The following is a 25,491-nucleotide window of genomic DNA, read 5'->3' as shown; positions in this document are numbered from 1 at the left end:
ATGCATAAAACGATTATCATATGGTGTGTACTTCTTGGATATACGTTTATGCATGGTCAGTCTCAAAAAACCAGTCAACTCAACTCATTTTACAATCATCTGGATAGTTTTTGTAAAGAAAAGGTGGTTACTACTGATTTTTGTAATGCTGTAGAATTTTATCGTAATCATAAGTTGGATTCCTGTTATATCTATGCCGGTAAAGCATTAGAAATCACAAAACATCAGGAACAACGGGATATCCTGCATTATATACAAGGTGTAAGCGCACTTGACAAAAACTTGTATACTAAATCCCTCCAAAACATGGGCAGTATTTCTGAAAATTTTAAATTTTCGGGGCTTAAAAACCATAAACTTGGAAGAGTCTATTTGGGGTTGGAGGATTATGATCAATCTATACAGTATTATAAAAAATGGTTAAATCAAGATGAAGAGACCAAAGACGAACTTTTACTAAAAACCGCTTACCATAATCTGGGTATTTCTTATCTACATAAAAAAGAGTATGCAAATACAAAGGATTATTTTTCTAAAGAATTAGCCTTAATCAAAGAAAAGGATACTTTTTTTGTGATTGTCACCAAAATGGAGCTTGCTAACGCCTATTATAGCCAATATAGAGATGAAGAAGCTATCGCCTTGTTTAAAGAGTGTTACCAATTGGCTGCATCATTTCATGATATCGTACTAAAACAAAATACTGCCAAAAATATGGCGGTAGTTGAAAAAAATAGAAAACGGTATCAAGAAAGTGTAACGTATTACATAGAATATGGAAAATGGAAAGATTCTATCTGGAACAGGGATAAGATCTGGGAGCTTACCGAAAAAGACAAACAACTTGCCATTGCACAAAAGGAACAAGAAATACGGTTGCAGGATGAAAAGATAAAACGACAAAAAACGCAACGTAATGGTCTAATTATAGGTAGCTCGCTCTTACTATTGTTTATTGGTGTTCTGGGCTATTTTTACAAATTGTTAATTGGTAAAAAGAAATTGATTACAGAACAAAAAGAACAATTGGATATCGCAAACACCACCAAAGATTACTTATTTTCTGTAGTCTCGCATGATTTGCGATCTCCTGTTAATGCGTTAAAACGACAACATGAAAAATTGCTGGATCACATAGCCGAAAAAGATTTATTGGGAATCAAAAAAACCACAAACACTGCAATTACCTTAACAGAGTCTACCAGTCATTTATTAAACAATGTATTGCACTGGTCATTAGAGCAAAGTGAACAATTATTCTTTGAACCCCAAACATATCCTTTAAAACCCATTCTTGAACATGTTATAAATGATTATGAGTATTTGGCAACAACCAAAAACATTGTACTCAACACCTCATTAGATGCTTCTATTTTGGTTACAGTTGATAAAGAATCCCTAAAAATTGTGCTTCGTAACATTCTTGATAATGCTATTAAATACACTAAAAACGAAGGGAAGATTACGATAACATCTGGTGATCACACTGCGAACGAATGTTTTATTGAGATTAAAGATACGGGAGCGGGTATTCCTCCAGAGATTTTAGCCAAAATCAACTCATTACATGACATTACCACCGATAAAATTGATCGGTCTAAGGGAGTAGGTCTTGGACTACTGCTATGCCATACACTTATCAAAAAAAACAATGGGCAAATACTATTTGATAGTGAGCCCAGTAAAGGAACAAGTATCAAGATTGTATTACCCAAAGGAATTGATTAACACCTATACGTATGATGCCAAGATTTCAAAACTCTCCAGGGATAGGATATGATATAAGTACGTATAAAAACGAAACTTTAATTGGTCTTCGACAAGCTACCATTGACGTATTTCATAATGATTTGTTTCTCACAAACTTATACACTCTTAAATTTCATCTAATTTCCTTTGATTTGGCTTTCTGTTCATTTTCTTTGCTTGCCCAAAGAAAACGAACCAAAAGAAAAGGCACTTTTTTCAAGGTATTTTTCAGTTTCACTGAAAACCAGATTTATTGTGCTAAAATCTTTCCAAGGCTTCAAGATTTTTTAACGCAAAACAAATCTTATACTGGTGAAAAAAGATTTCAAAGCTCTGCTTTAAAACGTCAGCTTAAACACTGGATAAAATTTTATTGGATGTCTCAGACTGACAATGCAAAACTTAACTTAAGGGTATTAGGGTTGAAGCAAAAAAATTCCTTAAAAAAGGAAATTTATAGTTCGTTCTAATACTTTAATTATTTGTGTAACTTTATATATGAAAACATTAAGATTATTAGTATTAGAAGACGAAGACGAAGAAGCTAAAGAAATTTCAGAATTTTTGAGCGATAATAATTTTGAAGTGACGAGAGCCTCAACGATACAAGATGCCGAAAGAAAAATACAAGATCATTTCTTTGACATGATCATTTTGGATATTATGATAGACGGGAGACCCGATGGTATTGTTTTGGCACAACAGATTAATGAGCAACAACTTAACATCCCTTTTTTATTTTTGACCAGTACGCAGAGTAAACATTTTTTTGACCTGGCTAAACTCACACAACCAGCAACTTATTTACTTAAACCATATAACACCTTAGAACTTCTATTTTCTATAGAGCTTGCTATCGAAAAGCACTATAAACAATCTAATACCTTAAGTTTTAACTCAGAAAATGCAGTACTGAGTCCTACTTATATTTTTGTAAAAAAGAATAAAAGTGTTATGAAATTAGCTATAGAATCTATTCATTATATTGAGGTGAAAGAAAAATATTGTAATCTGATAAGTAAAGAAGGTAATTTTTTGATTAAGCTGTCCTTAATAAAAGTAAAAGAGCTATTATCGAATCCAGATTTTACGCAAGTGCATCGTAATTTTTTGGTCAATATTAAAAAAATTAAAGAAATCTACTTCGAAGACAATCTTATCATATTAGAGAACGATGCCAAAATCCCATTTAGCGAACGCTATAAAGCTTTATTTATAAAGGATAACGATATATTAAACTAAATGCATTGTATTGTTAAGATATATACTATTAGCACCAAGTAAAACAAACACATTACCTTTGGTAAATATGGCTGCTCCTGCCGTAACGGCAAACCCCCATTTCACCCTCAACAGAAGCAGCATATTTTCTATAAAAACTAAATGTATGAACGTTTTAATTTTATTTGACTAAACACAAATTCTATTCATGCTATAATCGCAAATCCAATCTTAATAATTCATTCTCACACTACTACTTCCTTCTTCGCACGCTTTTAATTGGTTATCGAATCTGGTTTTATTATCATTTCTACGGTAAAATTAATCAGATTTACACTACCTCTTAAAAGTAATGTCATAAGCGTTAAAAACTAAAGCATAAGTGTATCCATATTGGGTATAATACTATTTCTAATTTGAATGTGCTCGTAAGAACAATAGCATTTTTTATTTTAAACAAAAAACAAAAGCTTGTACTAAGCTCGATTAGATATTAAGTATAGCCTGCAGTTACATCTTATTTTGAGGTATAGAGCAAAAAGAGTAATTTTTTAAGTACGTAATCCCAATAATTACTCTTACTTCAATGTTCATATCATTAAGTATCTTCAAGACCTCACAGGTTTTAAAAACCTGTGAGGTCTAATAAAAACTTCAGCATCAAATATATTTACATTGAAACATTTACTTAAACCTAATAAATTGTGCTTTTTCAAAATAATAACTCGGTGTATATACAGGCTGGTTTTCGTCAAACTTATACCATGGAGAGATTGCAGTATCTTCAAAATTTTTAAGCAGGCATACATTCTGAGCTGGTGTATTTCCCTGAGCCAGAAGATACATCTTATCTCCTTGATCATTTATGATTTCATCTACTATGATTTCAATATGCCCTGGAGAACCAGGTTTGACAAGCATATCACCAATTTGTATATCTTTTACTGATATTTTTTGTAGTTCGTTATGCATCGATAGGGTTCCTGCATAAGTATATATAAGATTTAAATATTTATAAAAATTAGCTTTAGAATCATTGGGGGATGCCGTTTTATGAAACGTTACTTTGTTGCCATTTATTTTTGGGCGATATCCTTGTGCATATTTACGCCACGAACAATAATGACCCGAGGTAAAATTAAACCCTATTTCATCTTTTCTGTTTTGCCCCCACAAATATTCTGATCGAATTCTCATCAATGCATCTGCACATTGTTGTAATCCATTTGAAGGAACAGGGACTTCTAGAATTGCTTCGTGCCAATGTTGTGCAAAATATTCGCTATCATCATAATTTATAATCTTGCTTCCATAAGATTTTAACGGATAATGACGTAAATATTCCTGAAAAGAGCCTGACATATATTCTGTTCTCTTATACCCATCAGGAATCATAACCCGAGTTGAGATAGAATCTCCTTTACTATTAATATAACTTGTTTTTGTAACTACATCTGTAACGATGCCTTTTACATGATTGGTTACCATTTTTCCTTTTGATGTATTCTTAAATACCAATATTAAAACAATGATTACAACCAGAGATACTATATACTTCTTCATAAAACCTCATTTATACTCAAAAATAAAAAAACCAGTATAATTGCGTATACCCATTTACAGTGAAATAATTTATTTAAAAAAAGTATATAAATATTTAATGGTAAATATCTGATTATTGTATTCTGGCAAATTTGGAGTCGTTAACTGCCTGTCTATGTTGTAATCTTGATTATAAACCAGATATATATCATGACCATCCTTAACATTGTAGCGCAATCGAGCACTTGTTAATAATTGATCAGAAACCGAATTATATTGGCCTATTATACTACCCGAAAGATGAAGATTGTATGCCCAATTAAATTTTGTCTGTATAACATGTATCCATTCTTCTGTATTTTGTTTATCAAATACGATATAATTTGCTTTCCAGGAAGATTCAATATTAAAATGTTTCCCAAAATTTATAGTTGGTTTGATTTCTAATTTCAAGTTGGTTCCCTCATAAAACTTACCGTATTCTATACCGACAGGAAATTGAATATTACGGCGGTTTCCCGGGGAGTAGGAAGCTCCAAAATAATAAAACATATAATCCCCAATAGCAGCTTCGAGCGTATTTGTGAAACGTATAGGTTTTTCTAAATTTTCATACTGTACTTGCCCAAAAACAGTAAAACTATCTCCATTAAATAGCCTTCCTGTCCAAAAACTTCTGTTATACCATGTAATAACCCTTGAAAAATCTGTGGTATAATATAAATCTGAATTCATCAGAGTCCATCTGGTATACTGAAACAAAGCTTCATCTTTATTACTATTGTAATTTCCATAATTTAAACTCCCATAAAGATTATGGTGTTTTTCTCGTAATAAAAACCCCATTCCCGGATTATATTGCTTACCAGAAAACTCATACGCTGCTCTATAAAACAATCCATCTTGTTTACGCTTATCTAATACTAATGAAACTCTAGAATTTTCGGCCAAATCATAATCATTAGTGTCTTTCTCGACAGTAGTCGATACTGATGGAATAAAATATAGACTTTTGGGCAAGCTAAATACGCCATCAAAACCTATTGCCGTATTAAAATAATCCTTTCTCAAACGATTGGTAGCCATAAAACCAACAAAAGATTTATCATTAAGCACTTTATTCCTGAATCGTAATACACTAAAATTTTCTGATGACACACTACCTTCATCACCCAAATTTACTCCCTCTGTCTGTAACGAAAGAAATCCAACATCAGCGTTTCTAACCTGCCCTGTTAACCGTACTCCACCGATTATCGGAGTTAACCTTCCACTATTGATACCTATAGTTCTGCTATAAAACAATTGTGACAGTACACCGGCATTAAAATCAAACAACCCAGCTTGTTCTTGGAAAAACCTTCGTTTTTCGGGCAAAAAAACATTTACTCTATCATTAATATTAACGATTTGATCATCAATTTCTACTTGAGCAAAATCTGTATTAACACTAATATCTAAAGTAAGTTTTGGTGTAATACCATACCGTACATCAATACCTGCTTCTATATTATTATCATTTTGTTTTCGATATTCATTAGTATCAAAATTGTAAGAACTCCCAACAGAACCTAACGCATAGGGTGTTATTTGCAATTGTTTTCTGGGATGTAAACTATCAAAAACTATGGGATGGTACAACGATGGTGTTTCTGTAGCATTTGGAATATTTTGTGGCGGCAATGGTAATATTCTCATACTTCTATTACGGTGATTTTGTGTTCTAACTACAGATATTCCTGCTTTTATTTGATTTTCTTTTTTTACAAATCTTAAATTTGAAATAGGAATCTTATACTCTGCAGACCAGCCTTTTTCTGTAATTTGAGTCTTCCCCTCCCATATCATGTCATAAGACGGGTTAAATGTAGAGTCTCCCAAGGGAATTCCATCATTAGAGATAGACATATCGTACCGACTACCAGAGGGATATATACTAAATACCAAAGCATTCTTTTTGGTTTGATTAGGATCTATTCCAAAAGCAATAAAATCGTCACCATACCATCCATCTCTAAGTAAATTTCTATTAATTATTTTATCTGGTTCTGGTTCTTTAGCATGTACTCCTAAATATATAAAATTATCATCAAAAGTTATTTGTACCGTTGTTAAGCTGTCCTTTTGATTCCAATTTGGAGTAAACTCATGAAATAAAAAAGTGTGATTTCCTTTCCATTCTTCATCACTAACATACCCATCTAATATAATTTTACTATTCGTTTTTTTGATTATGATTTCTGTATTTTCCTGGCCAAAAAAATGTGAGCAACATAAAATGCTACAACATATTAATGCAATTCTTATCATGCTTATTTTTTAACAAACATCTGATATGCATATTAGTTTAAAAAAAGAAAAGGGGTAATATGAGGCGATAAAGGGGTAAAAAGAGGAGTTAACTACATCACCAACGATGATCGGTACGTTCTACTAAGTTTAATTTTTTTATTATCTGTAAGTGTAATAACGCCATCTCCATTTTTATTTTTTTGAATACAGTTAACATACTTAATGTTTACCGCATATGATCGATGTACTCGTTTAAAATCAGCACCATTATACTCGTGTAAAAATGATTTCAGGCTTTGATATCTAACAAATTTCCCTTCATTAGTATTAAAAACTATACAATTATTCGATGCCTCTATAAATTTTATATCCTCGATCGGAATGATCTTTTTTGTATTTCCATAAGTTAAGCTTACAAAGTTATTATTCGAATTAGATGGCGTTGGCACATTACTTTCTATAGGAGTATCTTTTTTAAGATTTCTCTGCATACTATAAAACACCAATGAAAAATAACACAGAAGATTTAAAGCTATATTATTGGTTAAGCTTGCATTTATAAAACTGAAGCTTGGCGAAGTACATTGATATACATATAGCATCAAAAATAAAATTAAAGCCTGGCTTATTACTATATTTAAAACACTTGTAAAAATTGCCATGCCACTATGGGCTAATATATGCTTAGGAGTTGTAAATACATTCCAATATCGAATCGTACGTTTGATTTGAGGCATAGCTAGATTCCAAAATATAAAGCTGGAAACTGCAACAGCAATAAGTTCTGAAAAACAAATAATTTGCAGGCTTTCCTGAAATAACCTTCCTATTAACAGGTTTACTATTGAAAAAGCCGAAATTAAAGTAATCCTTGACCTCATTATAACAAACATTTAGTTTATAAAAATATTAATAATCTGAGTATCATGATTCAACAAAAGGTTAAAATTATCTTTTGCTATCGAGGAAAATAAATATACATATATAATTTTTTGACAGGAGCTGTTATATATTTCTACAAAAAAAACCGATACTTAAAAGTATCGGTTTCTTATTTATATTATATCTGAAAGATTATCCTTAACCTCCAAAATCATCGAACCTAATATGTTCGTCTGGGATACCAAAATCTTCTCCCATTTTCTGTACTGCCTTATTCATTAATGGTGGCCCACAGAAGTATAGTTCTATATCTTCTGGAGATTCATGATGATTTAGGTAGTTATCGATTACACAGTTATGTATAAACCCAACAAATCCATCTCCTTCAGCATCGATATCACTTTTAACTTTCCAATTATCTTCTTCTAATGGTTCTGATAACGCAAGGTAGAATTTAAAGTTCGGGAAGTTTTTCTCTAAGTCATAGAAATGATCTAAGTAGAACAATTCTCGTTTAGAACGACCACCATACCAATACGTTACTTTACGACCTGTTTTTAAGGTTTTAAATAAGTGATACAAGTGAGAACGCATTGGCGCCATACCTGCTCCTCCACCAACGTAAAGCATCTCTGATTCAGATTCATTTATAAAGAATTCTCCATAAGGTCCTGAAATCACTACTTTATCTCCAGGTTTTTGAGCAAAGATATAAGATGAAGCTACTCCTGGATTAACATCCATCCATCCATTTTTAGATCGATCCCATGGTGGCGTAGCAATACGTACATTAAGCATAATCTCTCTTCCTTCTGCAGGATAAGAAGCCATAGAATAAGCACGCTCTACAGTTTCATCATTCTTCATCACTAATGGCCATAGACCAAATTTATCCCACTCTGCCTGAAACTTATCTGGAGTTTCATGTTCTTCTGGGTGAGCAGTGATATCTATATCTGAATATTTAATCTCACATTGTGGAATTTCAATCTGAATATATCCTCCTGCTTTATATCCCATATCCTCTGGAATACGAACTACAAATTCTTTGATAAAAGACGCTACATTATAATTACGTACAACCTCAGCTTCCCATTTCTTAATTCCGAATACTTCTTCCGGAACTTCGATATTCATATTTTGTTTTACCTTAACCTGGCAAGCTAAACGTGCTCCATGTTGTAACTCTTTACGAGAGAAATGCGGAGTTTCTGTTGGCAACGCTTCTCCTCCACCTTCTAGTACGTGACATTCGCACTGGATACAGGTTCCACCACCACCACATGCAGATGGTAAAAATATTTTTTGAGCTCCTAAAGTTGATAGTAATGTACCTCCCGAAGCTACTTCAATTTCTTTTTCACCATTAATGGTAATCTTTACAGGTCCAGATGGTAGTAACTTATCTTTTGCAAATAATAAAATTCCTACCAACACCAGGATAAGAACCAAAAATGAAATAATGGTTATCGCTATTGTTCCAACGGTAGATGCTAAAAATATCATAATTATTTAAGTATTGTAACGTTAGTATTTTCGGCTACTTCTTTTGTAGTCTCTTTTTTTTCAACCTGAACAGCTTTAGGTTCTTTCTTTTCTTCTTCATCTCCTCCTGTTAACATTCCTCCGAAACTCATAAAACCAATTGCCATTAATCCTGTAAGAATAAATGTAATTCCTAATCCTCGTAAAGGAGCTGGTACATTAGAGTATCTAATTTTTTCACGGATTGCTGCGATAGCAAGAATAGCTAAAAACCATCCTATACCAGATCCTATACCATATACGGCTGCATGGGAAATCGTTGCAAATTCTTTTTGTTGCATAAATAATGATCCTCCAAGAATTGCACAGTTTACTGCAATTAACGGTAAAAATATACCCAAAGAATTATATAATGATGGTGAAAATTTCTCAACTATTATTTCTACCAATTGTACCATAGTTGCAATCGTAGCAATAAACAATATAAAGGTTAAAAAACTTAAATCATAATCAGCATATTCTGGTCCTAACCATACTAGAGCACCTTCTCTAAGAATATACTTATCTAATAAAAAGTTTAATGGGACTGTAATTGCCAATACAAATATTACTGCAGCACCCAGTCCTACCGCAGTAGACACTTTTTTAGATACAGCAAGGTATGAACACATTCCTAAGAAGAATGCAAATACCATATTATCTATGAAGATCGATTTTAAAAATAATTCTAAATATTCCATGTCTCTTTATTTTAATGATCTTCTATTAATGCTTTATTTCTACTTCTTTGAATCCAGATAATGATCCCTACTGTAATTAATGCCATTGGGGCCAATACCATAAATCCATTATTTTCATATCCCAAAGCATATAATCCTGTTTTTTCTATTGGATCTCCTAATACTTTAGCACCAAACAAGGTACCTGATCCTAATAACTCTCTAAAGAAAGCTACTATAATCAATAGCACTCCATAACCGGCTGCATTACCAATTCCATCAAGAAAAGATTTCCAGGGCCCGTTACCTAAAGCAAATGCTTCAAAACGTCCCATGATAATACAATTGGTAATAATCAATCCTATAAATACAGAAAGTTCTTTACTTAAGGTATAGGCAAATGCTTTAAGGACTTGATCTACTATGATCACCAAAGCTGCCACTACTACTAACTGAACAATAATTCTAATTTTTGAAGGGATGATATTTCTCATCAAAGAAATAACCACATTACCTATTCCTAATACAAAGATTACCGAAATTGCCATTACAATTGAAGGTTTCAATTGTGCTGTAATCGCCAAAGCAGAACATATCCCTAATACCTGAATAGTAATTGGGTTATTATCGGCAAGAGGGTCTGTTAGTAATTTCTTGTTTTTCTTTGAAAACAAAGGCTCTTTAGGCTCTTTTACTTTAACTTTTTCTTCTGTTACTTCAGCCATTTGTTATTTTTTTAAAGTTTCGAAATAAGGTTGATACATCTTTATTCCCTTCTTTACCATTGCTGTAACACCATCTCCTGTTATTGTTGCTCCTGCCATGGCATCTACTTCATTATCACTTTTATCTTCATTTTTAGGATCTGCATTTCCTTTTTTCACAGTAATTCCTTTATAGTTTCCTGATGCATCTAATATGCTTTCTCCTATAAAATCATCTCTAAAATATGCTTCTTTAATATTAGCTCCTAATCCCGGGGTTTCTCCTTTATGGTCAAAAAATGCTCCTTTAACGGTTTTAAATTCTTTATCCAAAGAAACATACCCCCAAATTGCATCCCATAATCCATTACCTCTCATCGGAACTACATAAAACTCTTCTCCGTCTTTCTTACCTATAAACAAAGGAAGTTTTCTTTCATAATTAGGATCCTGCTTTACTTTATCATTTTCCTTTTTCACTTCTATACTAAAAGCGTCACTTGTTTTCTCTGCAGAACTACCAGTAATGATATATTGCTCATCACCAACATATTTATCGAACAACTCCTGTGCTTTTTCTGCAGGTACAAACTCATTAGGATCTTCGGTATCTGCAACTCCCATAGCAAATAGAATATTCTGCTGTTTTTCTGTACGTTTATTAGCATCTATTCTTCCTTTCAATGAAGATGCAGTAAATGCTAATAAAGAACCAACCACAACCACCATTGCAATGGCAAATATGATTGTATATGAATTTTTATCTGTATTAATTGCCATGATCTACGCCGTTTTTAGTTTTAAACGTTTCATTCTTTTCTTGATATTTCCTTGAACCACATAGTGATCAATAGTTGGAGCAAATACATTCATTAATAAAATAGCAAGCATTACTCCTTCTGGATATGCTGGATTAAATACTCGAATAAGTATTGAGATAAATCCGATAAGAAATCCATAGATCCATTTTCCTTTGTTGGTTTGCGATGCTGTTACCGGATCAGTTGCCATAAAAACAACTCCGAAAGCAAATCCACCAATAATTAAATGATGCCAGAATTCTGTACTCATAAGACTATAAAACTTACTTCCTTCATTAATCCATTCTGCACTTACCACTCCATTAAAGATCAATCCCATTACCAAAGCACCTAATACGGCACTTACCATAATTCTCCAGCTTCCTATCTTTGTAAAGATTAAGAATAATCCGGCCAATAAAATTAATATTGCGGAGGTCTCTCCTACCGAACCTGGTATAAATCCTAAAAACATATCCGAAACTGAATAGGTAAGTTCTTTTCCTTGAGCCAAAGCACCTAAAACAGTTTCTCCAGACATAGCATCAAGTTCTGCTCCTCCAGCTATTTCGTTAGCTCTTTCTACAGCTCCATGAACCCATACCTTATCACCCGACATCCAGGTTGGGTATGCAAAGAATAAGAATGCTCTAATGGTAAGAGCAGGGTTTAGAATATTCATCCCTGTTCCTCCAAATACTTCTTTACCAATCACAACTCCAAAAATAACCGCAACGGCTAACATCCATAATGGAGTATCTACCGGTACAATTAAAGGAACTAACATCCCTGTTACAAGGTATCCTTCTTCTACTTCATGCTTTTTAATAACCGCAAACAAAATTTCTACTGCAAGTCCTACCCCATAAGAAATAATTACTAGTGGTAATACTTTCCATAATCCTACTGTTAGGTTATCCAAGGACCAAAACCCTGAACTAAAAAAACCATTAGTTACGGCTTCTATCTCTCCTGCTGCTAAGTGATGCTGATATCCAGCATTAAACATTCCAAATATCAAACATGGTACTAAAGCCATGATTACAGTATTCATGGTACGTTTCAAATCATCTGCACCACGAACATGAGCACCAGAATGTGTGGTCTCATTAGGTAAATATAAAAACGTATGGATTGCATTAAATGCAGGGGCAATCTTTTTGTCTTTATACTTAAGTTTTAGTTTATGTAATTTATCTTTTAATCCCATAGCACTATCCTATTTCTTTTAACATTAGGTCTAACCCTTCTCTTATAATTTGTTGATGTGGTTGTTTAGAAACACATATAAACTCTGTAAGAGCAAAATCTTCTGGAGCTACCTCATACATTCCTAATTGTTCCATTGCATCTAAGTCATTTACCACACATGCTTTAAGTAATTGTAGCGGATAAATATCTAGCGGAAATACATTTTCATAATTTCCTGTAACTACAAAAGCTCTGTGTTCACCATTTGTATTGGTGGTAAGCTCGTACTTTTTGTTAGGAAACAACCATGAAAAAGTAAGTGCTCTAGAAGGTGAAATCTTATTGAAAATAGGTTTATTCCATCCAAAAAGTTCATAATCGTCTCCTTCGGGAATAACTGTTATGGTATTATGAAAATATCCAAGGTAACCATCTGGCTTTACATTTTCTCCGGTAAGTACATCTCCACTAATCACCCTTATATTTCCTTCATCGTGTACTCCAGAAGCATATACTACTGATGACACCTCTGCCCCAATCTTGGTTTTAAAATATTTAGGAGTTTTAACAGACGAACCAACCAAAGCTATTGTTCTTTCTGCATTAAATTTCCCAGTTAATAACAATTCTCCAATAACGATTAGATCTTGTGGATTTACTACCCAAACTGTTTCTCCTTTGTTAATAGGATCTATTTTGGCTATTTGTACACTCACATTTCCTGCAGGGTGAGGCCCCGAAACATTATGAATTGTACTATTCTCTAGGCCAGATAGTGGTGAATTTCCATTTTTACCAACAGAAATATGCACTTTGCCTTCAGTTAATTTGCTTAAAGCAGTAACTGCAGCCTGAAGTTCTTTTTCTTTTCCTTCTAATACATAATCACTATCTGCTGCCAAAGGAGCAGTTGTATATCCTGAAATAAAAATAGCTTTTGGAGCTACATCAGGATTAGCGATTACATCATAGGGGCGTTGTTTAATAAATGGCCAGCAACCTGATGCTAAAAGGTGGGTTTTAATATCGTCCCCACTCATAGAATTCACATCCTTTACACCAAAGTCTGCATGTTTCTGTTCCTTGTCTCCAAGAATCTTAAAAGCTAAAATCTTTCTTTTGGCACCACGCACAATCTCTATTACCTCTCCACTTACAGGAGAAGGAAAAAGCATTTTTTCATTAGATTTTGAATAAAAAAGTGGTTCGCCGGCTTTAACTTCTGTACCTTGTTTAGCAACAACCTTTGGTACTATACCGTGAAAATCGTCAGGCCTAATTGCGTAAACATTACTTCTTATGGCATCTACAGTAACTTTTTCTGCTTCGCCAACAAGCTTAATGTCTAAGCCTTTTCTGATACGAATGTCTTTTGACATATTTGTAGTCTATGTTAATTAACTAAAAAAATCGTGCAAATTTACTAATTAAAACACGTAAGTGAAAGCTGGTTTTGTTATAAGATATTATTTATAATGCTTCTAAATAGTGATCTGCGACTTAAAAAAACACTCTTTATTCTTTAGGCACACATTTTGCTTATATTTATACCCGCAATTCTTTATATGATGTCACAAAGATTTAAACCATCCTTACTATTTCTACTACTGCACATTGTTGCTCCTTACACCTTTCTTGGTCAATCTACTGTAAACGAAGTCAATACTGCCGATCACATTAAAACAATCCAGCTACTAACAGGCGCAGAATTCTCTGGAATACCTATACTTAAACTTGGAGATCCTTTTAAAATCACTTTTGATGATATTAATGGCGATGAATCTGACTATTATTACAGAATAAGTCATTATAACTTTGATTGGACACCTTCTTCTTTATATAAAAATGAATATCTGGACGGTTTTGATGAAATTAGAATTGTAAACTATGAGAATTCTTTTAATACATTACAAATGTATAGCCATTACACCTTAAGCATCCCAAACGAGGATACCAGAAGGCTTAAAGTAAGCGGAAACTACCTTATAGAAATATACGATGAAGATGACGAAGTTGTATTCTCTAGAAAATTTATTGTCTATGAACCCTTAACATCTGTAAAAGTATACACAAAAAGATCTAGAGATCTCAAACACATAGACACCAAACAATCTGTTCAATTCGAAATAAACTCACCAAATGAAATTTTAAGAAATCCTCGAAAAACAGTAAAAACTTTGGTGATGCAAAATAACGATCTCAAAAATGCAATTACCAATTTGGTTCCTCAATTCACCATTGCTAATAGTCTAGTATACAAATATGATCAGGAGTCTAGTTTTTGGGGAGGAAATGAATTTTTATTTTTTGACAGTAAAGACATTAGAGCATCTACAGTAAGCACACGAGGCATAGAACTAAAAGACATCTACCACAACTACCTGTACTCTAATCGAGTTAGAGCTAATCGAAGATACACATACAACCCCGATATCAATGGGAATTTTGTGATCAGAAACCTGGATGCCGAAAATAATAATGTCGAAGCAGATTATGTGTGGATGCATTTTTCATTAGAATGTTACGAACCTCTGGAAGGAGGAGAAATTCATCTTTATGGCAATTTCAACAACTATACTCTTGATGAATCAACACTTCTTCAATATGATAAAGAAAGTGGCGGATACTTCAACAAAAGCATTTTTAAACAAGGATTTTATAATTACAAATATGTCCTCTTAAGACCAGACGGAACTATAGATCCAGGTTTTATTAGTGGTAATTTTGATGAAACCGAAAATGAGTATACTGTACTACCTTATTACAGAGCTCCCGGAGCGCGTTATGATAGGGTTATCGGAAAAGGAACAGGGAACTCAGCTAACATTACAAATTAATATAAGTACATTCATTTTTTAGATTGTAATAAAATACTACTATTTTAGTCCCGTAAGGAAACTATCAACTAAAAATGAAAGAAACGGGAAGATTCTTAAAAGAGTATCGCGGTAGCGAATGTCTTAACTGCGGTGTACCATTAGATGTTATTGATCGATATTGTCATAATTGCGGGCAAATTAACACCAAAAAAAGATTATCACTTAAGGATTTTTTTAATGAGTTTTTTGCAAGTATTTTTTCTTATGATTCTCGTTTAAGACACACTATTATTGCATTACTTTTTAAGCCTGGAAAAATCTCTAAAGAATACACCCAAGGTAAAAGAGTAAAATATGCTAACCCATTTCGGTTTTACCTTAGTGTTTCTATTATCTTTTTTATCATTAACGGTTTATTTATTGATTTTGATGGTTTTAGGACAGAAGTTGAAGGCAAAGTCAACGTTGGAAAAGATGCTATTACCGAAATCAAAAAAAGCATCAAAATGGATGATTCATTAAAACATAAAATTAATGATCAAATATTAGCTACTAATGGTATTTCTAAATCAGATAAAGAAAAAATTAGTGAAGGAATTCTAAAAGTTGAGGGGTTTCCTTTACTAAATGACAGCTTGACCAAACCAGAAGAAGTTACCTATTATTCACAAGAACAGATTGATAGTATTGGTTTTTTTAAAAGAGGCTTTAAACTATGGTCGATGTATGAAGATTATTATGACAAAACAGAAGAGAAATCTACCTATAGAGCTTTATCAGAACTAAAACACGAAAGAAATCAATTTAACAAATACATCTACCATAGAGTTCTAAAAACCAAATCAATAGAGGAAAACTATGGACAAGAATTCTTTGAATTTATATTTAATAAATTACCTTTCATCATATTCTTCTTTCTTCCCTTTTTTGCCTTAAGCATTTGGCTCATATACATTAGAAGACCTTTTAATTACATGGAGCATCTTGTATTTATATTTCACACTCAAACCATGTTTTTTATCGTCATAGGTTTTTCTATTTTGATTGCCAAAATCACCAACATTAATGCTCTTTTTGGGATTGCAATGCTTGTTTTCTTATTTTATCTATATAAAGCTATGCGGAAATTTTATAACCAAGGAAGAATCAAAACAATTGTTAAATTTCTGCTTGTGAATGTATTATTTTTTATCTTAGCAGGAATCGGTTCTGTATTAACAATAATAGGATCTGTGTTTATATTTTGATATGGTACAGCAAATTACCAGAGGAATAAAAATTTCGGTGGATACAACTTTTGAAGGTACGTTCTATAAGAACTATAAGATTCACTTTGCCTTTGGTTATCGAATTACAATAGAAAATCAAAGTAAAGATTCTGTACAACTTACTTCCCGTTTCTGGGAAATCAAAGATGCTTTAAATAATACTGAGATTGTTGAAGGTGAAGGTGTAATTGGTAAAAAGCCAGTTTTAAAGCCTGGTGAGTCCCATACATATAATAGTGGTTGCTTACTTAGTTCTCCTTTTGGAGCAATGAAAGGGCACTACAATATGGTTAATTTTACATCTACCAGAAAATTTAAGGTCATGATCCCTGGTTTCAAATTAAGCGCACCTTTTGCACTTAATTAACAATTCTCTTTACCAATTCGAACCTGATCTTCTTTCCGTTTTGCTCTACATGACAGTACTTACAATTAGAATCATACACAAAACTATAACTCTTTAAGATATTAAAACACCCTTCTGCAACAGCAAAGAGCCCCTTAAAATCTTCTTTACCACATTCGGTATATCTCTTAATTTCGAATAGATCCTTTTCTAAAGATTTGTTTAATATAAAATACGCACTACTACCTGTACCCGAAAGAAAATGAGCATTTTTTAAAACCTCTTTTGGTCTTACAGTTTGATTATGTTTGGTTTCGGGTATATTTTTATCAAAATAATTAGTGAGATTTTCTTTAAAAACAGATCCCGGATACACATGCAACTTCCCTTGTTCTACTTGATAAATCGGATTACCTATGGCTGCTTTTTCTACATTTCCCAGAGGACTAGGTGTAAATAGTTTATTACGTAATAATGGCTTTCTGATTTTAGCATAATCTGTACTTGCCAAAATCGTATCGGTAACAATTCGAGAACAATTGCTTCCTTCTTTTCCAAAAGCTTTATAAGGAATACTTCCTTTCTCTTGAACAGACAACACATAATCTCTTGCCTCCTCATAATAAATATAGTCACATACCGATGCAACTAATCGGCCATCACCATGTGTCTTATCAGGATTCGCTTCTAACCAAAGCAAAAACTCCTCTACGTTACCTAATTTTTTCTCAGGTGTAATAATAGCTTTAAACGGAATAGCCAATTCTACATCGGTAACGGCACTTCTTACCCTGCCATATCCTTGCGGAGTAATATATCTTCCAAAATCATAGTATTCGGCCTGGCCTGTTTTATTTTCAATAAGAACAAAAGCAGCGTGCCCGGCTTTAATATAACTATGTTTTCCTAATCCCAGTGCCAAAAGTACTTTGGTCGAAGGTTCATCTGAGTGTTTTACAAATGTATCAGGATAAGCAAGTGAAATTATTTTACCTGTATAATTCAATTTTGCATAAATTTAGATAGTTTTCTTAAGCTGTTATAGCTTCAAAAACAACAGTGCTTATTTCTTTATTTTGCAGATTCTCATATCGCATAGAAAGTTCTTCTTCATTCTTTACAACTTGAGTAATACTTCTGGTTTTCAAGAACCCCCTATCTATTTGCAGATCAACATCCTTATCTCCTACTCCTGCATTTTTATGAAAATCTAAAAGTGTTCTCGGAGATAGCACATTCTGGTTTTCATGAGAAGCAAACCACTTTTTACGTGTTGCTTTCATATCTTTAGTATACAAAGTAGAAGACGACCATATATGGGTTTTCTTTTCTAATCTCCTAAGATGTTTTTGTTGTCCATCCCAAACCAGTTCAAAAAGCAAAAGATCAGATTGCCAATTTGCAGCTACAATTGTAAAAGGCTCTATCCCTTTATAATTATATGCATGAATTGCCTTCTCTAAATCATCGGCTCCCAATAAATCTCTCACAACAACTCCTCTACTCTGTCTGTATGACGACGATCTTTCATGGATTTCGAACCCGCCATTAAGCAAGCAAATCATAGTATTTTTATCGCTAACACCTATCCAGGTGCCACCAGCAACGGCATCTTTGGGAAACAGCATCCTGGTTTTATTTACCTGATAAAATTCAGGAAACAATGTTTTTCGATTTACCGCCTCATCACGATTAGAGGTTAGTATAAAATTATTTTCTTGAGTTGGGACTAAAGTAACTGTACACATAAATTTTGGGTCGGCTAAATATCTCACAACTTACAAAAAAAATACATACTCTATATCTTTAGATGCCAAATGAAGAAACAACTCTTTATAACATCCTATGATTATTCTAAAATAGCCTGCAATACAAAAGATGAACACAACCCCAAAAACATGAAGAAGAAAATATGAATTCGAGCATTTTACAGATTTTTTTGGTATAAAAGGTTAAAATAGATTTTAGCCTATATAATTTTCTATCTTTGCTATCTTGAATAACAAATTCATTAGATAAATACATCTTACTAATTTAAATTAACACATTACATCATGGGAAAAGGTTTTTTTCAAGTTCCTACTGCAATAAACGAACCTGTAAAGTCATATGCTCCCGGAACACCGGAAAGAGAAGAAGTTCTGGCAGCGTATTCAGCAATGTATAATACTACCGTAGACGTACCTTTATATATTAATGGTGAAGAAATAAGAACAGGTGACACTGCTACTATGTCGCCTCCACACGATCATCAGCATAATCTGGGAACGTATCATAAGGCAGAAAAACAACATGTACAAAAAGCAATTGACACGGCACTTGAAGCCAGAAAGCAATGGGCTGACTTAGCATGGGAACAACGTGCTGCTGTATTTTTAAGAGCTGCAGAACTTATCGCAGGACCATACCGTGCAAAGATTAACGCAGCTACTATGCTTGCGCAGTCTAAAAATATATTTCAGGCAGAAATTGATGCTGCATGTGAGTTTATAGATTTCCTACGTTTTAACGTAGAATATATGACTCAGATATATGAAGATCAACCAGATTCTACATCTGCAGCCTGGAACAGATTAGAGTACAGACCATTAGAAGGATTTGTATATGCAATTACTCCTTTTAACTTCACTGCGATTTCAGGAAATCTTCCTGCCAGTGCCGCACTAATGGGAAATACTGTAGTATGGAAACCAAGTGATAGTCAGATCTATTCTGCAAAAGTTATTGTAGATATTTTTAAAGAAGCTGGCGTACCAGATGGTGTGATCAATGTAGTATATGGAGATCCTGTAATGATTACAGATACTGTATTAGCCAGTCCTGATTTTGCAGGAATACATTTTACAGGAAGCACTCACGTATTTAAAGATATCTGGGCAAAAATCGGAACTAATATTCATAATTATAAAACCTACCCAAGAATTGTAGGAGAAACTGGTGGTAAGGATTTTATTATGGCTCACCCTAGTGCAAATGCAAAACAAGTTGCAACCGGTATTTCTCGTGGAGCATTTGAGTTTCAAGGACAAAAATGTAGTGCTGCATCCAGAGCTTATATCCCAAAAAGTTTATGGCCTGATGTAAAGAAATACATAATAGAAGATGTTAATTCTTTTAAAATGGGATCGCCAGAAGACATGAGTAACTTCATTACTGCGGTGATACACGAAGGGTCATTCGACAAACTGGCTAAGTATATCGATCAAGCCAAGACCGATGCTGATGTAGAAATTATAGCTGGTGGTAATTATGATAAATCCAAAGGATATTTTATAGAACCAACAGTAATTGTTGCACAAGATCCAAAATACACTACAATGTGTACAGAATTATTTGGTCCTGTAATTACTATTTATGTATATGATGACAACCAGTGGAATGAAACTCTAAAATTGGTTGACGGAACCAGTGAGTATGCTTTAACTGGAGCAATTTTCTCTACAGATCGCTATGCGGCTGCAGAAGCAACTAAAGCATTAGAAAACTGTGCTGGTAACTTCTATATCAATGACAAATGTACAGGAGCAGTTGTTGGGCAACAACCTTTTGGTGGAGCCAGAGCTTCGGGAACAAATGATAAAGCAGGTTCGTACCTCAACTTATTACGTTGGGTATCACCTCGTATGATCAAGGAAACATTTGTTTCTCCAGCAGATTATAGATACCCATTTTTAGGAGAATAATCTCAATAAATTATAGATATAAAAAAGTGCCAAATGGCACTTTTTTTTGTTTGGGCATACCACTTAAAACCTCTAAATTTACTCAAAATCACACACCAACTTAATATGAAAAAAATAGTAATTGCTGGAGGAGGTATTGCTGGTCTTGCAACCGCAAGAATACTTCAAAATCAAGGATATTACATCAAGATAATTGAAAAACAGCCAGAATGGCAAATATCCGGAACCGGATTATATTTACCTTCTAACGGAGTTGTTGCTTTAGACAAAATAGGACTTGCAGCTACTGCAAGAGAGAAAGGGTTTATTATAGATTATCGCAATATAAAGAACGCCAAAGCAGAGGCAATACTCGATTTGGATCTCGAAAAAATATGGGGAAGAGAAAAGCCATGTCTGGGCATAAAAAGAAAAGTACTTCATGATATTCTTATTGATGGATTAAATACTATTGATATCTCTTTTAACACTACTATTAAGAGTTTAAAAACAAACCCGAATTCTGTCGTAATAGAACTATCAAATGGCTCTAAAGAAGAGTATGACCTGGTTATCGGTGCAGATGGACTATACTCTAAAACCCGAAATCTAGTTTTGGGAGATATCCCATTAAGAAAAGTAACTGCACAAGTATGTCGTTTTATCATTAAAAAGCCAACAGATATCAATTCCTGGACTTTATTTATAAATGCTGTAGGGCAATTTCTCATCATCCCTATCGATGAGAATTCGGCATATTGTTACGTAAATAGAAAAACAAAAGGTTTTAAAACATTTGACAAAAAGCAATACATGGAGCCTTTTAAAAAATTTGCCTCTCCGGTTCCTGAAATTCTTAACGAATGGAACCCTGATAATGCCTACTGGAATGATCTGGAAGAGCTTCCTAAACTACCCGTTATGGGTAGTGGCAGAGTTGTTCTTATAGGAGATGCAGCACACGGGATGCCTCCTTTTATGGCACAAGGTGGTGCTTTAGCTCTTGAAGATGCTATTGTATTATCTGGCTTATTAAAAAATGAAGATTGGAGCACCATGGCCGCTACATTTTCTAAAAACAGAAATAATCGTATCGACTGGACCAGAGCCCGCAATCAAAAGCGCGAAAAGCTTTCAAAATTACCTTATTGGATTGCCAAATTAGGATTAAAAAAAGTAGGAGAAAAAAACTGGACTGAAGATTATGGACCTCTTGCCAAAACTCCGAATTGGTAGATTTAAATAATACATGTATCTTTTGCTCAAAACAAAAAAAACAACATATTGCAACCTAGTATGATTATAAGAACAGCTATAATAGAAGATCTACCTATTCTTTTGGATTTTGAACAAAAAATTATTGAGGCAGAGCGCCCAATGGATCCTACATTGATACAGGATAAAAAAATAAGCTATTATAGTGTTAAGGATTATATCTTATCTGATCACACAGAGGTTGTTGTTGCCGAGATTGAAGGAGAGATCGTTGGAAGTGGTTATGGGCAGATACGTGACCGAAAAAACTTCTTCAAACAAAAACAATTGGGCTATATCGGTTTTATGTATGTAAAAGATCAACATAGAGGAAAAGGTGTTAGCCAGAAAATCATAAAATACCTATGTGATTGGTTTGCAAGTAAAAATCTAGAAGAAATACGCCTTACAGTTTATGATCAAAACCCAAGAGCCATACGAGCTTATGAAAAAGTTGGTTTTAAAAAGCATCTTATTGAAATGCGAGTTAACCTTAGTGATTTAGATTAAAATTCCTCTCTACAAGCTCTAATTCTGTTTTCTAAAGGATTTATGATGAAGTAAGATTTATAAAAAACAAACAGCTACAATAAATATGTTACTGTAGCTGCTTTATTTTAGTAAAATAAGAGAGATGTTTTATCCACCCATCTTTTTGTTATAGTATTGTTCTATACTAAAGTTACCTAATTCTAGATCATTGAAAAAAGCTTCCTTATTATCGAAAAGTTTTTCTACTTCATATGGGTCTTGTATCATTCCAAAAATAGCCCCATTTTCGTTCATTGAAAGATAATTGCCATCTTCCAAATCTTTGATAAGTATAATTACTCCTCAGCAGTTATTTCAATTTATTCCATAAGCTCTTTTAATTTCACATTACCCTTTTGATTTAACTCAATATCCAACCTGTGTAAGAAGTCCTCAACCGCTTCTAGTAATTCATCCTTATCTATAGCTTTATCTGCATCAAATTCTCGCCATACAGATTCAATTAAAAAACCATCTTTCCCATTATATTTAAATAAAAGTATTGGAGATTCATCACTATCCATCGTTTCATAAAGAAAATCAACAAACTGATCAATTCTTATTCTCTCAACCCATCTTCTTAATAAAATACCAAGTTCGGCAATTAATAAATCAGTGGAATCAAAAAAAAGCTTTCCTTTCATGAAGATTCTTAAAGTCCCTTCTAAATAAGCAACAAAATACTGCTTTTTATTTTCTTCAGGTATTGAAGTAATTTCAAATTCTATTTTCATTATAATATAAATTATTTGATTGGGAAAGCATTTATTACTTTGCCGTCAAATCCAACTATTACTCTAACAGAAGTTTGTCCTTTAGTACCAATTACTCTTCCTAAATTAGTACGTACCCTAAATGTGTTCGACAAATTAGGGTTGGATAAAAACTGTGCGTTGGGTGAGCGTAAAGCTTCTTGGACAATTTGTCTTGCTATTCCAATATCAGTTGTATTGAATTTTGCAAATTTGCCAGAACCTATATTCAGGTGTTTATTTTTAACAAATATTGAACCTAAATCATCAGCTGCTGTAAACGATGCTTTCGATGCTCTTGCCAAAGCATTACTCGTCCTAGCAACATTTCCTGTCCTACCGGCCACTCCTGCACCTGGTATCAAAGATAAAGATTCCATTTGTAAATTCGCAGACTCCCCTCCTAAAGCATAGAAAAGCAGCTATAATAAACATGTTACCATAGCCGCTTTATTTTAGTAAAATAAGAGAGATACTTTATCCACCCATCTTTTTGTTATAGTATTGTTCTATACTAAAGTTACCTAATTCTAGATCATTGAAAAAAGCTTCCTTATTATTGAAAAGTTTTTCTACTTCATATGGGTCATGTATCATTCCAAAAACAGCACCCTTTTCGTTCATTGTAAGATAATTACCATCGCCTAAGTCTTTAATAACATAGAAGTTTCCTTCGGGAATTTCAATCTTAAATGTGGATTCTACATCTAGTTGAGATAAAACACTCTTAGATACCTCACCAATTAGATTCTTTAGGAATTCCTTTTCTTCGTTTTTAAAGTGCCTTTCTTTAATTTTTGATGTGTCAATTTTTCTAAAATTTAACTCAGCTAATTTCGCATTAATCTTAAAACCCGCTAGCATGCCTTCAAGAATATGCAATTCTACCTGCTCGAAAGAACTCTTAATATTATTCCAAATACTAATATCTTTGATTATAAATAACTGTGGAAAAGACTTATCCGAATATTTAGTTTCTAATTCTGAATTTAAAACAAGTGTATAAGTACCTTCATCCCCCAATTGATTTACCTTTTTATCTAAAATGAAATCTTTGGAAACTTGATTAGCCAAATAGTAGTAATCTGATGGGAGAGCCTTCGCTATTGCAATTAGAAACTCATAATCTCTATCAGTGATCAGTTTTTTCTTACTAAATAAATTAAACATTTCTATTTCCATTTTAAATTATACATTTCTTTAATCCATTTGGGAGCAAATCTAGCACGATATGGGTCCATTTGAGCGTGACGTAAACTGGATGCAGGAGTTAGATTCAGTCTATTATTCTTCAGCCAATCAGGAGCCCATTTAGCTCTTTGAGGTATAAACCTATGGTGAAGTTCAGTATATTGTTTCCAAACTTGACCCGTCTTAGGATTAATTATTGGATCTAGTTTAGGTTTTATACGTCCTGCCCAATAAGAAGATTTAAACTGAGCAAAGGTTTTTCCTCCTCTTAAAAACTTGCTACTTCCCTTAACGACACTTCCCACTCCACCGGCCACTCCTGCACCTGGTATCAAAGATAAAGATTCCATTTGTAAATTCGCAGATTCTCCTCCTAAAGCATAGAAAACATTGTTAACATCTCCGGTTGATGCAGTTTGCTAAAAAAAAGCCCCCACATTTCTGTAAGGGCTCTACATTTAATCTTCTAATTCTTTTTTTAATGGTGGCCTGACCTGCTCTTTAAATTGCAAATCTATTGCACCGAAATCTTTGAAGTTTCTTCGAGCTTGATTAAGGTTCATCTCATTTGCTCCACCTTCATAATCCGGATCATGTAATTGGATTCCATCATCTTCCCAGAAACACACTGGACAGGTTTGAAATGTGTTATCTGGCTTTTCATTTAGGGTATAATATTTACAGCAAGGGCATTGATAATTACCATGTCTATTTTGTTTAGTTTCCATATTTCTGTACTTGTTTTAGATAGTAATTCAAACCTTGTTTTGGTCTGAAGAAGGTTTGAATGGTACCATTAGGGTGAGTGGTTAAAAATTCTCCTGTTCGAGTATTAAATCTAAAACCATATCCTTGTTTAGATGTAAAACCTCTTATATGAGCGCCAATCGGACTATCCGCAAGTTTAATTGCTCTGTTGCGAAATGCTTCTTTGGAAATGGAGCCCCACTGAGACCATTCTCCTGAATGTTGGCCAAACTTGTTAGCTGCATTAGGAAATCTACCTTGTGTTAGAAACTTTGTACTTCCCCTAACAACTCTACCAACCACTCCTGCACCTGGTATCAAAGATAAAGATTCCAT

27 protein-coding genes are annotated in these 25,491 nt (G+C 33.4%); 9 read left to right on the top strand and 18 right to left on the bottom strand.

From position 1 onward, the window contains the following. The 3 genes from NNL09_RS12735 to NNL09_RS12725 are packed head-to-tail and all read left to right on the top strand — an operon-like array spanning nt 1 to nt 2,991. The gene (locus NNL09_RS12735; RefSeq protein WP_196910868.1) at nt 1-1,728 is read left to right on the top strand and encodes a tetratricopeptide repeat-containing sensor histidine kinase; all 1,728 of its coding nucleotides are present in this window, start codon (nt 1-3) and stop codon (nt 1,726-1,728) included. Nucleotides 1,729-1,739: 11 nt separating this feature from the next. Continuing rightward, nucleotides 1,740-2,219 carry a hypothetical protein gene (locus tag NNL09_RS12730; RefSeq protein ID WP_196910867.1) on the top strand — a complete coding sequence of 160 codons (480 nt, stop codon included), beginning with the start codon at nt 1,740-1,742 and terminating at the stop codon, nt 2,217-2,219. Nucleotides 2,220-2,247: 28 nt separating this feature from the next. Further along, nucleotides 2,248-2,991: a LytTR family DNA-binding domain-containing protein gene (locus NNL09_RS12725; protein ID WP_196910866.1), complete on the top strand. Its 744-nt coding sequence runs from the start codon at nt 2,248-2,250 to the stop codon at nt 2,989-2,991. Nucleotides 2,992-3,654: 663 nt separating this feature from the next. Here the strand turns inward: NNL09_RS12725 and NNL09_RS12720 are convergent. The 9 genes from NNL09_RS12720 to NNL09_RS12680 form a co-directional block, all read right to left on the bottom strand. Further along, entirely contained in the window at nt 3,655-4,533 is an 879-nt protein-coding gene (locus tag NNL09_RS12720; protein WP_196910865.1) for a DUF4846 domain-containing protein, read from the bottom strand. A 69-nt stretch (nt 4,534-4,602) separates the two neighbouring features. Continuing rightward, on the bottom strand, nt 4,603-6,822 hold the full coding sequence (locus tag NNL09_RS12715) for a DUF5916 domain-containing protein (RefSeq protein ID WP_196910864.1): 2,220 nt from the start codon (nt 6,820-6,822) through the stop codon (nt 4,603-4,605). Between the two features lie 92 nt (nt 6,823-6,914). Beyond that, nucleotides 6,915-7,685, bottom strand: coding sequence for a LytTR family DNA-binding domain-containing protein (locus NNL09_RS12710; RefSeq protein ID WP_196910863.1), 771 nt, complete (start codon nt 7,683-7,685; stop codon nt 6,915-6,917). 199 nt (nt 7,686-7,884) lie between these two features. After that, nucleotides 7,885-9,192 (bottom strand): NADH:ubiquinone reductase (Na(+)-transporting) subunit F, encoded by a 1,308-nt coding sequence (gene nqrF, locus NNL09_RS12705; protein ID WP_025664969.1) that lies wholly within the window; start codon nt 9,190-9,192, stop codon nt 7,885-7,887. A 2-nt stretch (nt 9,193-9,194) separates the two neighbouring features. Then, entirely contained in the window at nt 9,195-9,911 is a 717-nt protein-coding gene (gene nqrE / locus NNL09_RS12700; RefSeq protein WP_025664970.1) for an NADH:ubiquinone reductase (Na(+)-transporting) subunit E, read from the bottom strand. Nucleotides 9,912-9,922: 11 nt separating this feature from the next. After that, a complete protein-coding gene (locus NNL09_RS12695) occupies nt 9,923-10,615 on the bottom strand; it encodes an NADH:ubiquinone reductase (Na(+)-transporting) subunit D (RefSeq protein WP_051476030.1) in 693 nt (230 codons plus the stop codon). Between the two features lie 3 nt (nt 10,616-10,618). Continuing rightward, nucleotides 10,619-11,374, bottom strand: coding sequence for a Na(+)-translocating NADH-quinone reductase subunit C (locus tag NNL09_RS12690; protein WP_196910862.1), 756 nt, complete (start codon nt 11,372-11,374; stop codon nt 10,619-10,621). 3 nt (nt 11,375-11,377) lie between these two features. Next, nucleotides 11,378-12,604 (bottom strand): NADH:ubiquinone reductase (Na(+)-transporting) subunit B, encoded by a 1,227-nt coding sequence (locus tag NNL09_RS12685; RefSeq protein ID WP_025664973.1) that lies wholly within the window; start codon nt 12,602-12,604, stop codon nt 11,378-11,380. A 4-nt stretch (nt 12,605-12,608) separates the two neighbouring features. Next, nucleotides 12,609-13,964 carry a Na(+)-translocating NADH-quinone reductase subunit A gene (locus NNL09_RS12680; protein WP_196910861.1) on the bottom strand — a complete coding sequence of 452 codons (1,356 nt, stop codon included), beginning with the start codon at nt 13,962-13,964 and terminating at the stop codon, nt 12,609-12,611. Nucleotides 13,965-14,153: 189 nt separating this feature from the next. Here NNL09_RS12680 and NNL09_RS12675 point away from each other — a divergent pair, with 189 nt between their 5' ends. The 3 genes from NNL09_RS12675 to apaG all read left to right on the top strand — a co-directional run bounded on the left by NNL09_RS12675 (nt 14,154) and on the right by apaG (nt 17,039). After that, nucleotides 14,154-15,422: a DUF5103 domain-containing protein gene (locus NNL09_RS12675; protein WP_196910887.1), complete on the top strand. Its 1,269-nt coding sequence runs from the start codon at nt 14,154-14,156 to the stop codon at nt 15,420-15,422. Between the two features lie 74 nt (nt 15,423-15,496). Then, complete coding sequence (locus tag NNL09_RS12670; RefSeq protein WP_025664976.1) at nt 15,497-16,651, top strand: DUF3667 domain-containing protein; 1,155 nt, start codon at nt 15,497-15,499, stop codon at nt 16,649-16,651. 1 nt (nt 16,652) lies between these two features. After that, nucleotides 16,653-17,039 carry a Co2+/Mg2+ efflux protein ApaG gene (gene apaG / locus NNL09_RS12665; RefSeq protein WP_025664977.1) on the top strand — a complete coding sequence of 129 codons (387 nt, stop codon included), beginning with the start codon at nt 16,653-16,655 and terminating at the stop codon, nt 17,037-17,039. On the opposite strand, the gene NNL09_RS12660 is transcribed toward apaG, so the two are convergent. Continuing rightward, nucleotides 17,032-18,024: a DUF6695 family protein gene (locus tag NNL09_RS12660; protein WP_196910860.1), complete on the bottom strand. Its 993-nt coding sequence runs from the start codon at nt 18,022-18,024 to the stop codon at nt 17,032-17,034. The two genes, apaG and NNL09_RS12660, sit on opposite strands and share 8 nt — an antisense overlap. Nucleotides 18,025-18,049: 25 nt before the next feature. Next, nucleotides 18,050-18,766, bottom strand: a complete 717-nt coding sequence (locus NNL09_RS12655; RefSeq protein ID WP_025664979.1) for an NRDE family protein — start codon at nt 18,764-18,766, stop codon at nt 18,050-18,052. 306 nt (nt 18,767-19,072) lie between these two features. On the opposite strand from NNL09_RS12655, the gene pruA reads away from it, so the two are divergent. The 3 genes from pruA to NNL09_RS12640 all read left to right on the top strand — a co-directional run bounded on the left by pruA (nt 19,073) and on the right by NNL09_RS12640 (nt 22,444). Beyond that, nucleotides 19,073-20,701 carry an L-glutamate gamma-semialdehyde dehydrogenase gene (gene pruA, locus NNL09_RS12650; RefSeq protein ID WP_196910859.1) on the top strand — a complete coding sequence of 543 codons (1,629 nt, stop codon included), beginning with the start codon at nt 19,073-19,075 and terminating at the stop codon, nt 20,699-20,701. A gap of 105 nt (nt 20,702-20,806) precedes the next feature. After that, nucleotides 20,807-21,916, top strand: coding sequence for an FAD-dependent monooxygenase (locus NNL09_RS12645; RefSeq protein WP_196910858.1), 1,110 nt, complete (start codon nt 20,807-20,809; stop codon nt 21,914-21,916). 60 nt (nt 21,917-21,976) lie between these two features. Beyond that, a complete protein-coding gene (locus NNL09_RS12640) occupies nt 21,977-22,444 on the top strand; it encodes a GNAT family N-acetyltransferase (RefSeq protein ID WP_196910857.1) in 468 nt (155 codons plus the stop codon). 129 nt (nt 22,445-22,573) lie between these two features. Here the strand turns inward: NNL09_RS12640 and NNL09_RS12635 are convergent, their stop codons facing one another. The 7 genes from NNL09_RS12635 to NNL09_RS12605 all read right to left on the bottom strand — a co-directional run bounded on the left by NNL09_RS12635 (nt 22,574) and on the right by NNL09_RS12605 (nt 25,491). After that, a complete protein-coding gene (locus tag NNL09_RS12635; protein WP_196910856.1) occupies nt 22,574-22,720 on the bottom strand; it encodes a hypothetical protein in 147 nt (48 codons plus the stop codon). Nucleotides 22,721-22,785: 65 nt separating this feature from the next. Further along, entirely contained in the window at nt 22,786-23,199 is a 414-nt protein-coding gene (locus NNL09_RS12630; protein WP_196910855.1) for a hypothetical protein, read from the bottom strand. 11 nt (nt 23,200-23,210) lie between these two features. Further along, complete coding sequence (locus NNL09_RS12625) at nt 23,211-23,597, bottom strand: hypothetical protein (RefSeq protein WP_196910854.1); 387 nt, start codon at nt 23,595-23,597, stop codon at nt 23,211-23,213. Between the two features lie 97 nt (nt 23,598-23,694). After that, the gene (locus tag NNL09_RS12620; RefSeq protein WP_196910853.1) at nt 23,695-24,387 is read right to left on the bottom strand and encodes a hypothetical protein; all 693 of its coding nucleotides are present in this window, start codon (nt 24,385-24,387) and stop codon (nt 23,695-23,697) included. Between the two features lie 2 nt (nt 24,388-24,389). Further along, nucleotides 24,390-24,758, bottom strand: coding sequence for a hypothetical protein (locus NNL09_RS12615; RefSeq protein WP_196910852.1), 369 nt, complete (start codon nt 24,756-24,758; stop codon nt 24,390-24,392). A gap of 108 nt (nt 24,759-24,866) precedes the next feature. Beyond that, nucleotides 24,867-25,136: a CPCC family cysteine-rich protein gene (locus NNL09_RS12610; RefSeq protein ID WP_196910851.1), complete on the bottom strand. Its 270-nt coding sequence runs from the start codon at nt 25,134-25,136 to the stop codon at nt 24,867-24,869. Next, nucleotides 25,126-25,491, bottom strand: coding sequence for a hypothetical protein (locus NNL09_RS12605; RefSeq protein ID WP_196910850.1), 366 nt, complete (start codon nt 25,489-25,491; stop codon nt 25,126-25,128). Before NNL09_RS12605 ends, NNL09_RS12610 begins: the two co-directional genes overlap by 11 nt.

It is taken from the genome of Aquimarina sp. EL_43 (assembly GCF_943422735.1).
Lineage (GTDB): Bacteria > Bacteroidota > Bacteroidia > Flavobacteriales > Flavobacteriaceae > Aquimarina > Aquimarina megaterium.
Note: the sequence above shows the minus strand (reverse complement) of the source record. Positions and strands in the feature narration are given on the sequence as shown.

Excerpts from the sequence above, each read along its gene's own strand:
- nqrE (WP_025664970.1), bottom strand. The coding sequence starts at position 9,911 with ATGGAATATTTAGAATTATTTTTAAAATCGATCTTCATAGATAATATG.
- NNL09_RS12655 (WP_025664979.1), bottom strand. The coding sequence starts at position 18,766 with ATGTGTACAGTTACTTTAGTCCCAACTCAAGAAAATAATTTTATACTA.
- NNL09_RS12670 (WP_025664976.1), top strand. The coding sequence starts at position 15,497 with ATGAAAGAAACGGGAAGATTCTTAAAAGAGTATCGCGGTAGCGAATGT.
- NNL09_RS12730 (WP_196910867.1), top strand. The coding sequence starts at position 1,740 with ATGATGCCAAGATTTCAAAACTCTCCAGGGATAGGATATGATATAAGT.
- apaG (WP_025664977.1), top strand. The coding sequence starts at position 16,653 with ATGGTACAGCAAATTACCAGAGGAATAAAAATTTCGGTGGATACAACT.
- NNL09_RS12620 (WP_196910853.1), bottom strand. The coding sequence starts at position 24,387 with ATGTTTAATTTATTTAGTAAGAAAAAACTGATCACTGATAGAGATTAT.
- NNL09_RS12685 (WP_025664973.1), bottom strand. The coding sequence starts at position 12,604 with ATGGGATTAAAAGATAAATTACATAAACTAAAACTTAAGTATAAAGAC.
- NNL09_RS12605 (WP_196910850.1), bottom strand. The coding sequence starts at position 25,491 with ATGGAATCTTTATCTTTGATACCAGGTGCAGGAGTGGTTGGTAGAGTT.
- pruA (WP_196910859.1), top strand. The coding sequence starts at position 19,073 with ATGGGAAAAGGTTTTTTTCAAGTTCCTACTGCAATAAACGAACCTGTA.
- nqrF (WP_025664969.1), bottom strand. The coding sequence starts at position 9,192 with ATGATATTTTTAGCATCTACCGTTGGAACAATAGCGATAACCATTATT.
- NNL09_RS12635 (WP_196910856.1), bottom strand. The coding sequence starts at position 22,720 with ATGAACGAAAATGGGGCTATTTTTGGAATGATACAAGACCCATATGAA.
- NNL09_RS12615 (WP_196910852.1), bottom strand. The coding sequence starts at position 24,758 with ATGGAATCTTTATCTTTGATACCAGGTGCAGGAGTGGCCGGTGGAGTG.
- NNL09_RS12680 (WP_196910861.1), bottom strand. The coding sequence starts at position 13,964 with ATGTCAAAAGACATTCGTATCAGAAAAGGCTTAGACATTAAGCTTGTT.
- NNL09_RS12735 (WP_196910868.1), top strand. The coding sequence starts at position 1 with ATGCATAAAACGATTATCATATGGTGTGTACTTCTTGGATATACGTTT.
- NNL09_RS12640 (WP_196910857.1), top strand. The coding sequence starts at position 21,977 with ATGATTATAAGAACAGCTATAATAGAAGATCTACCTATTCTTTTGGAT.
- NNL09_RS12690 (WP_196910862.1), bottom strand. The coding sequence starts at position 11,374 with ATGGCAATTAATACAGATAAAAATTCATATACAATCATATTTGCCATT.
- NNL09_RS12625 (WP_196910854.1), bottom strand. The coding sequence starts at position 23,597 with ATGGAATCTTTATCTTTGATACCAGGTGCAGGAGTGGCCGGTAGGACA.
- NNL09_RS12715 (WP_196910864.1), bottom strand. The coding sequence starts at position 6,822 with ATGATAAGAATTGCATTAATATGTTGTAGCATTTTATGTTGCTCACAT.
- NNL09_RS12645 (WP_196910858.1), top strand. The coding sequence starts at position 20,807 with ATGAAAAAAATAGTAATTGCTGGAGGAGGTATTGCTGGTCTTGCAACC.
- NNL09_RS12610 (WP_196910851.1), bottom strand. The coding sequence starts at position 25,136 with ATGGAAACTAAACAAAATAGACATGGTAATTATCAATGCCCTTGCTGT.
- NNL09_RS12725 (WP_196910866.1), top strand. The coding sequence starts at position 2,248 with ATGAAAACATTAAGATTATTAGTATTAGAAGACGAAGACGAAGAAGCT.
- NNL09_RS12675 (WP_196910887.1), top strand. The coding sequence starts at position 14,154 with ATGTCACAAAGATTTAAACCATCCTTACTATTTCTACTACTGCACATT.
- NNL09_RS12710 (WP_196910863.1), bottom strand. The coding sequence starts at position 7,685 with ATGAGGTCAAGGATTACTTTAATTTCGGCTTTTTCAATAGTAAACCTG.
- NNL09_RS12695 (WP_051476030.1), bottom strand. The coding sequence starts at position 10,615 with ATGGCTGAAGTAACAGAAGAAAAAGTTAAAGTAAAAGAGCCTAAAGAG.
- NNL09_RS12630 (WP_196910855.1), bottom strand. The coding sequence starts at position 23,199 with ATGAAAATAGAATTTGAAATTACTTCAATACCTGAAGAAAATAAAAAG.
- NNL09_RS12720 (WP_196910865.1), bottom strand. The coding sequence starts at position 4,533 with ATGAAGAAGTATATAGTATCTCTGGTTGTAATCATTGTTTTAATATTG.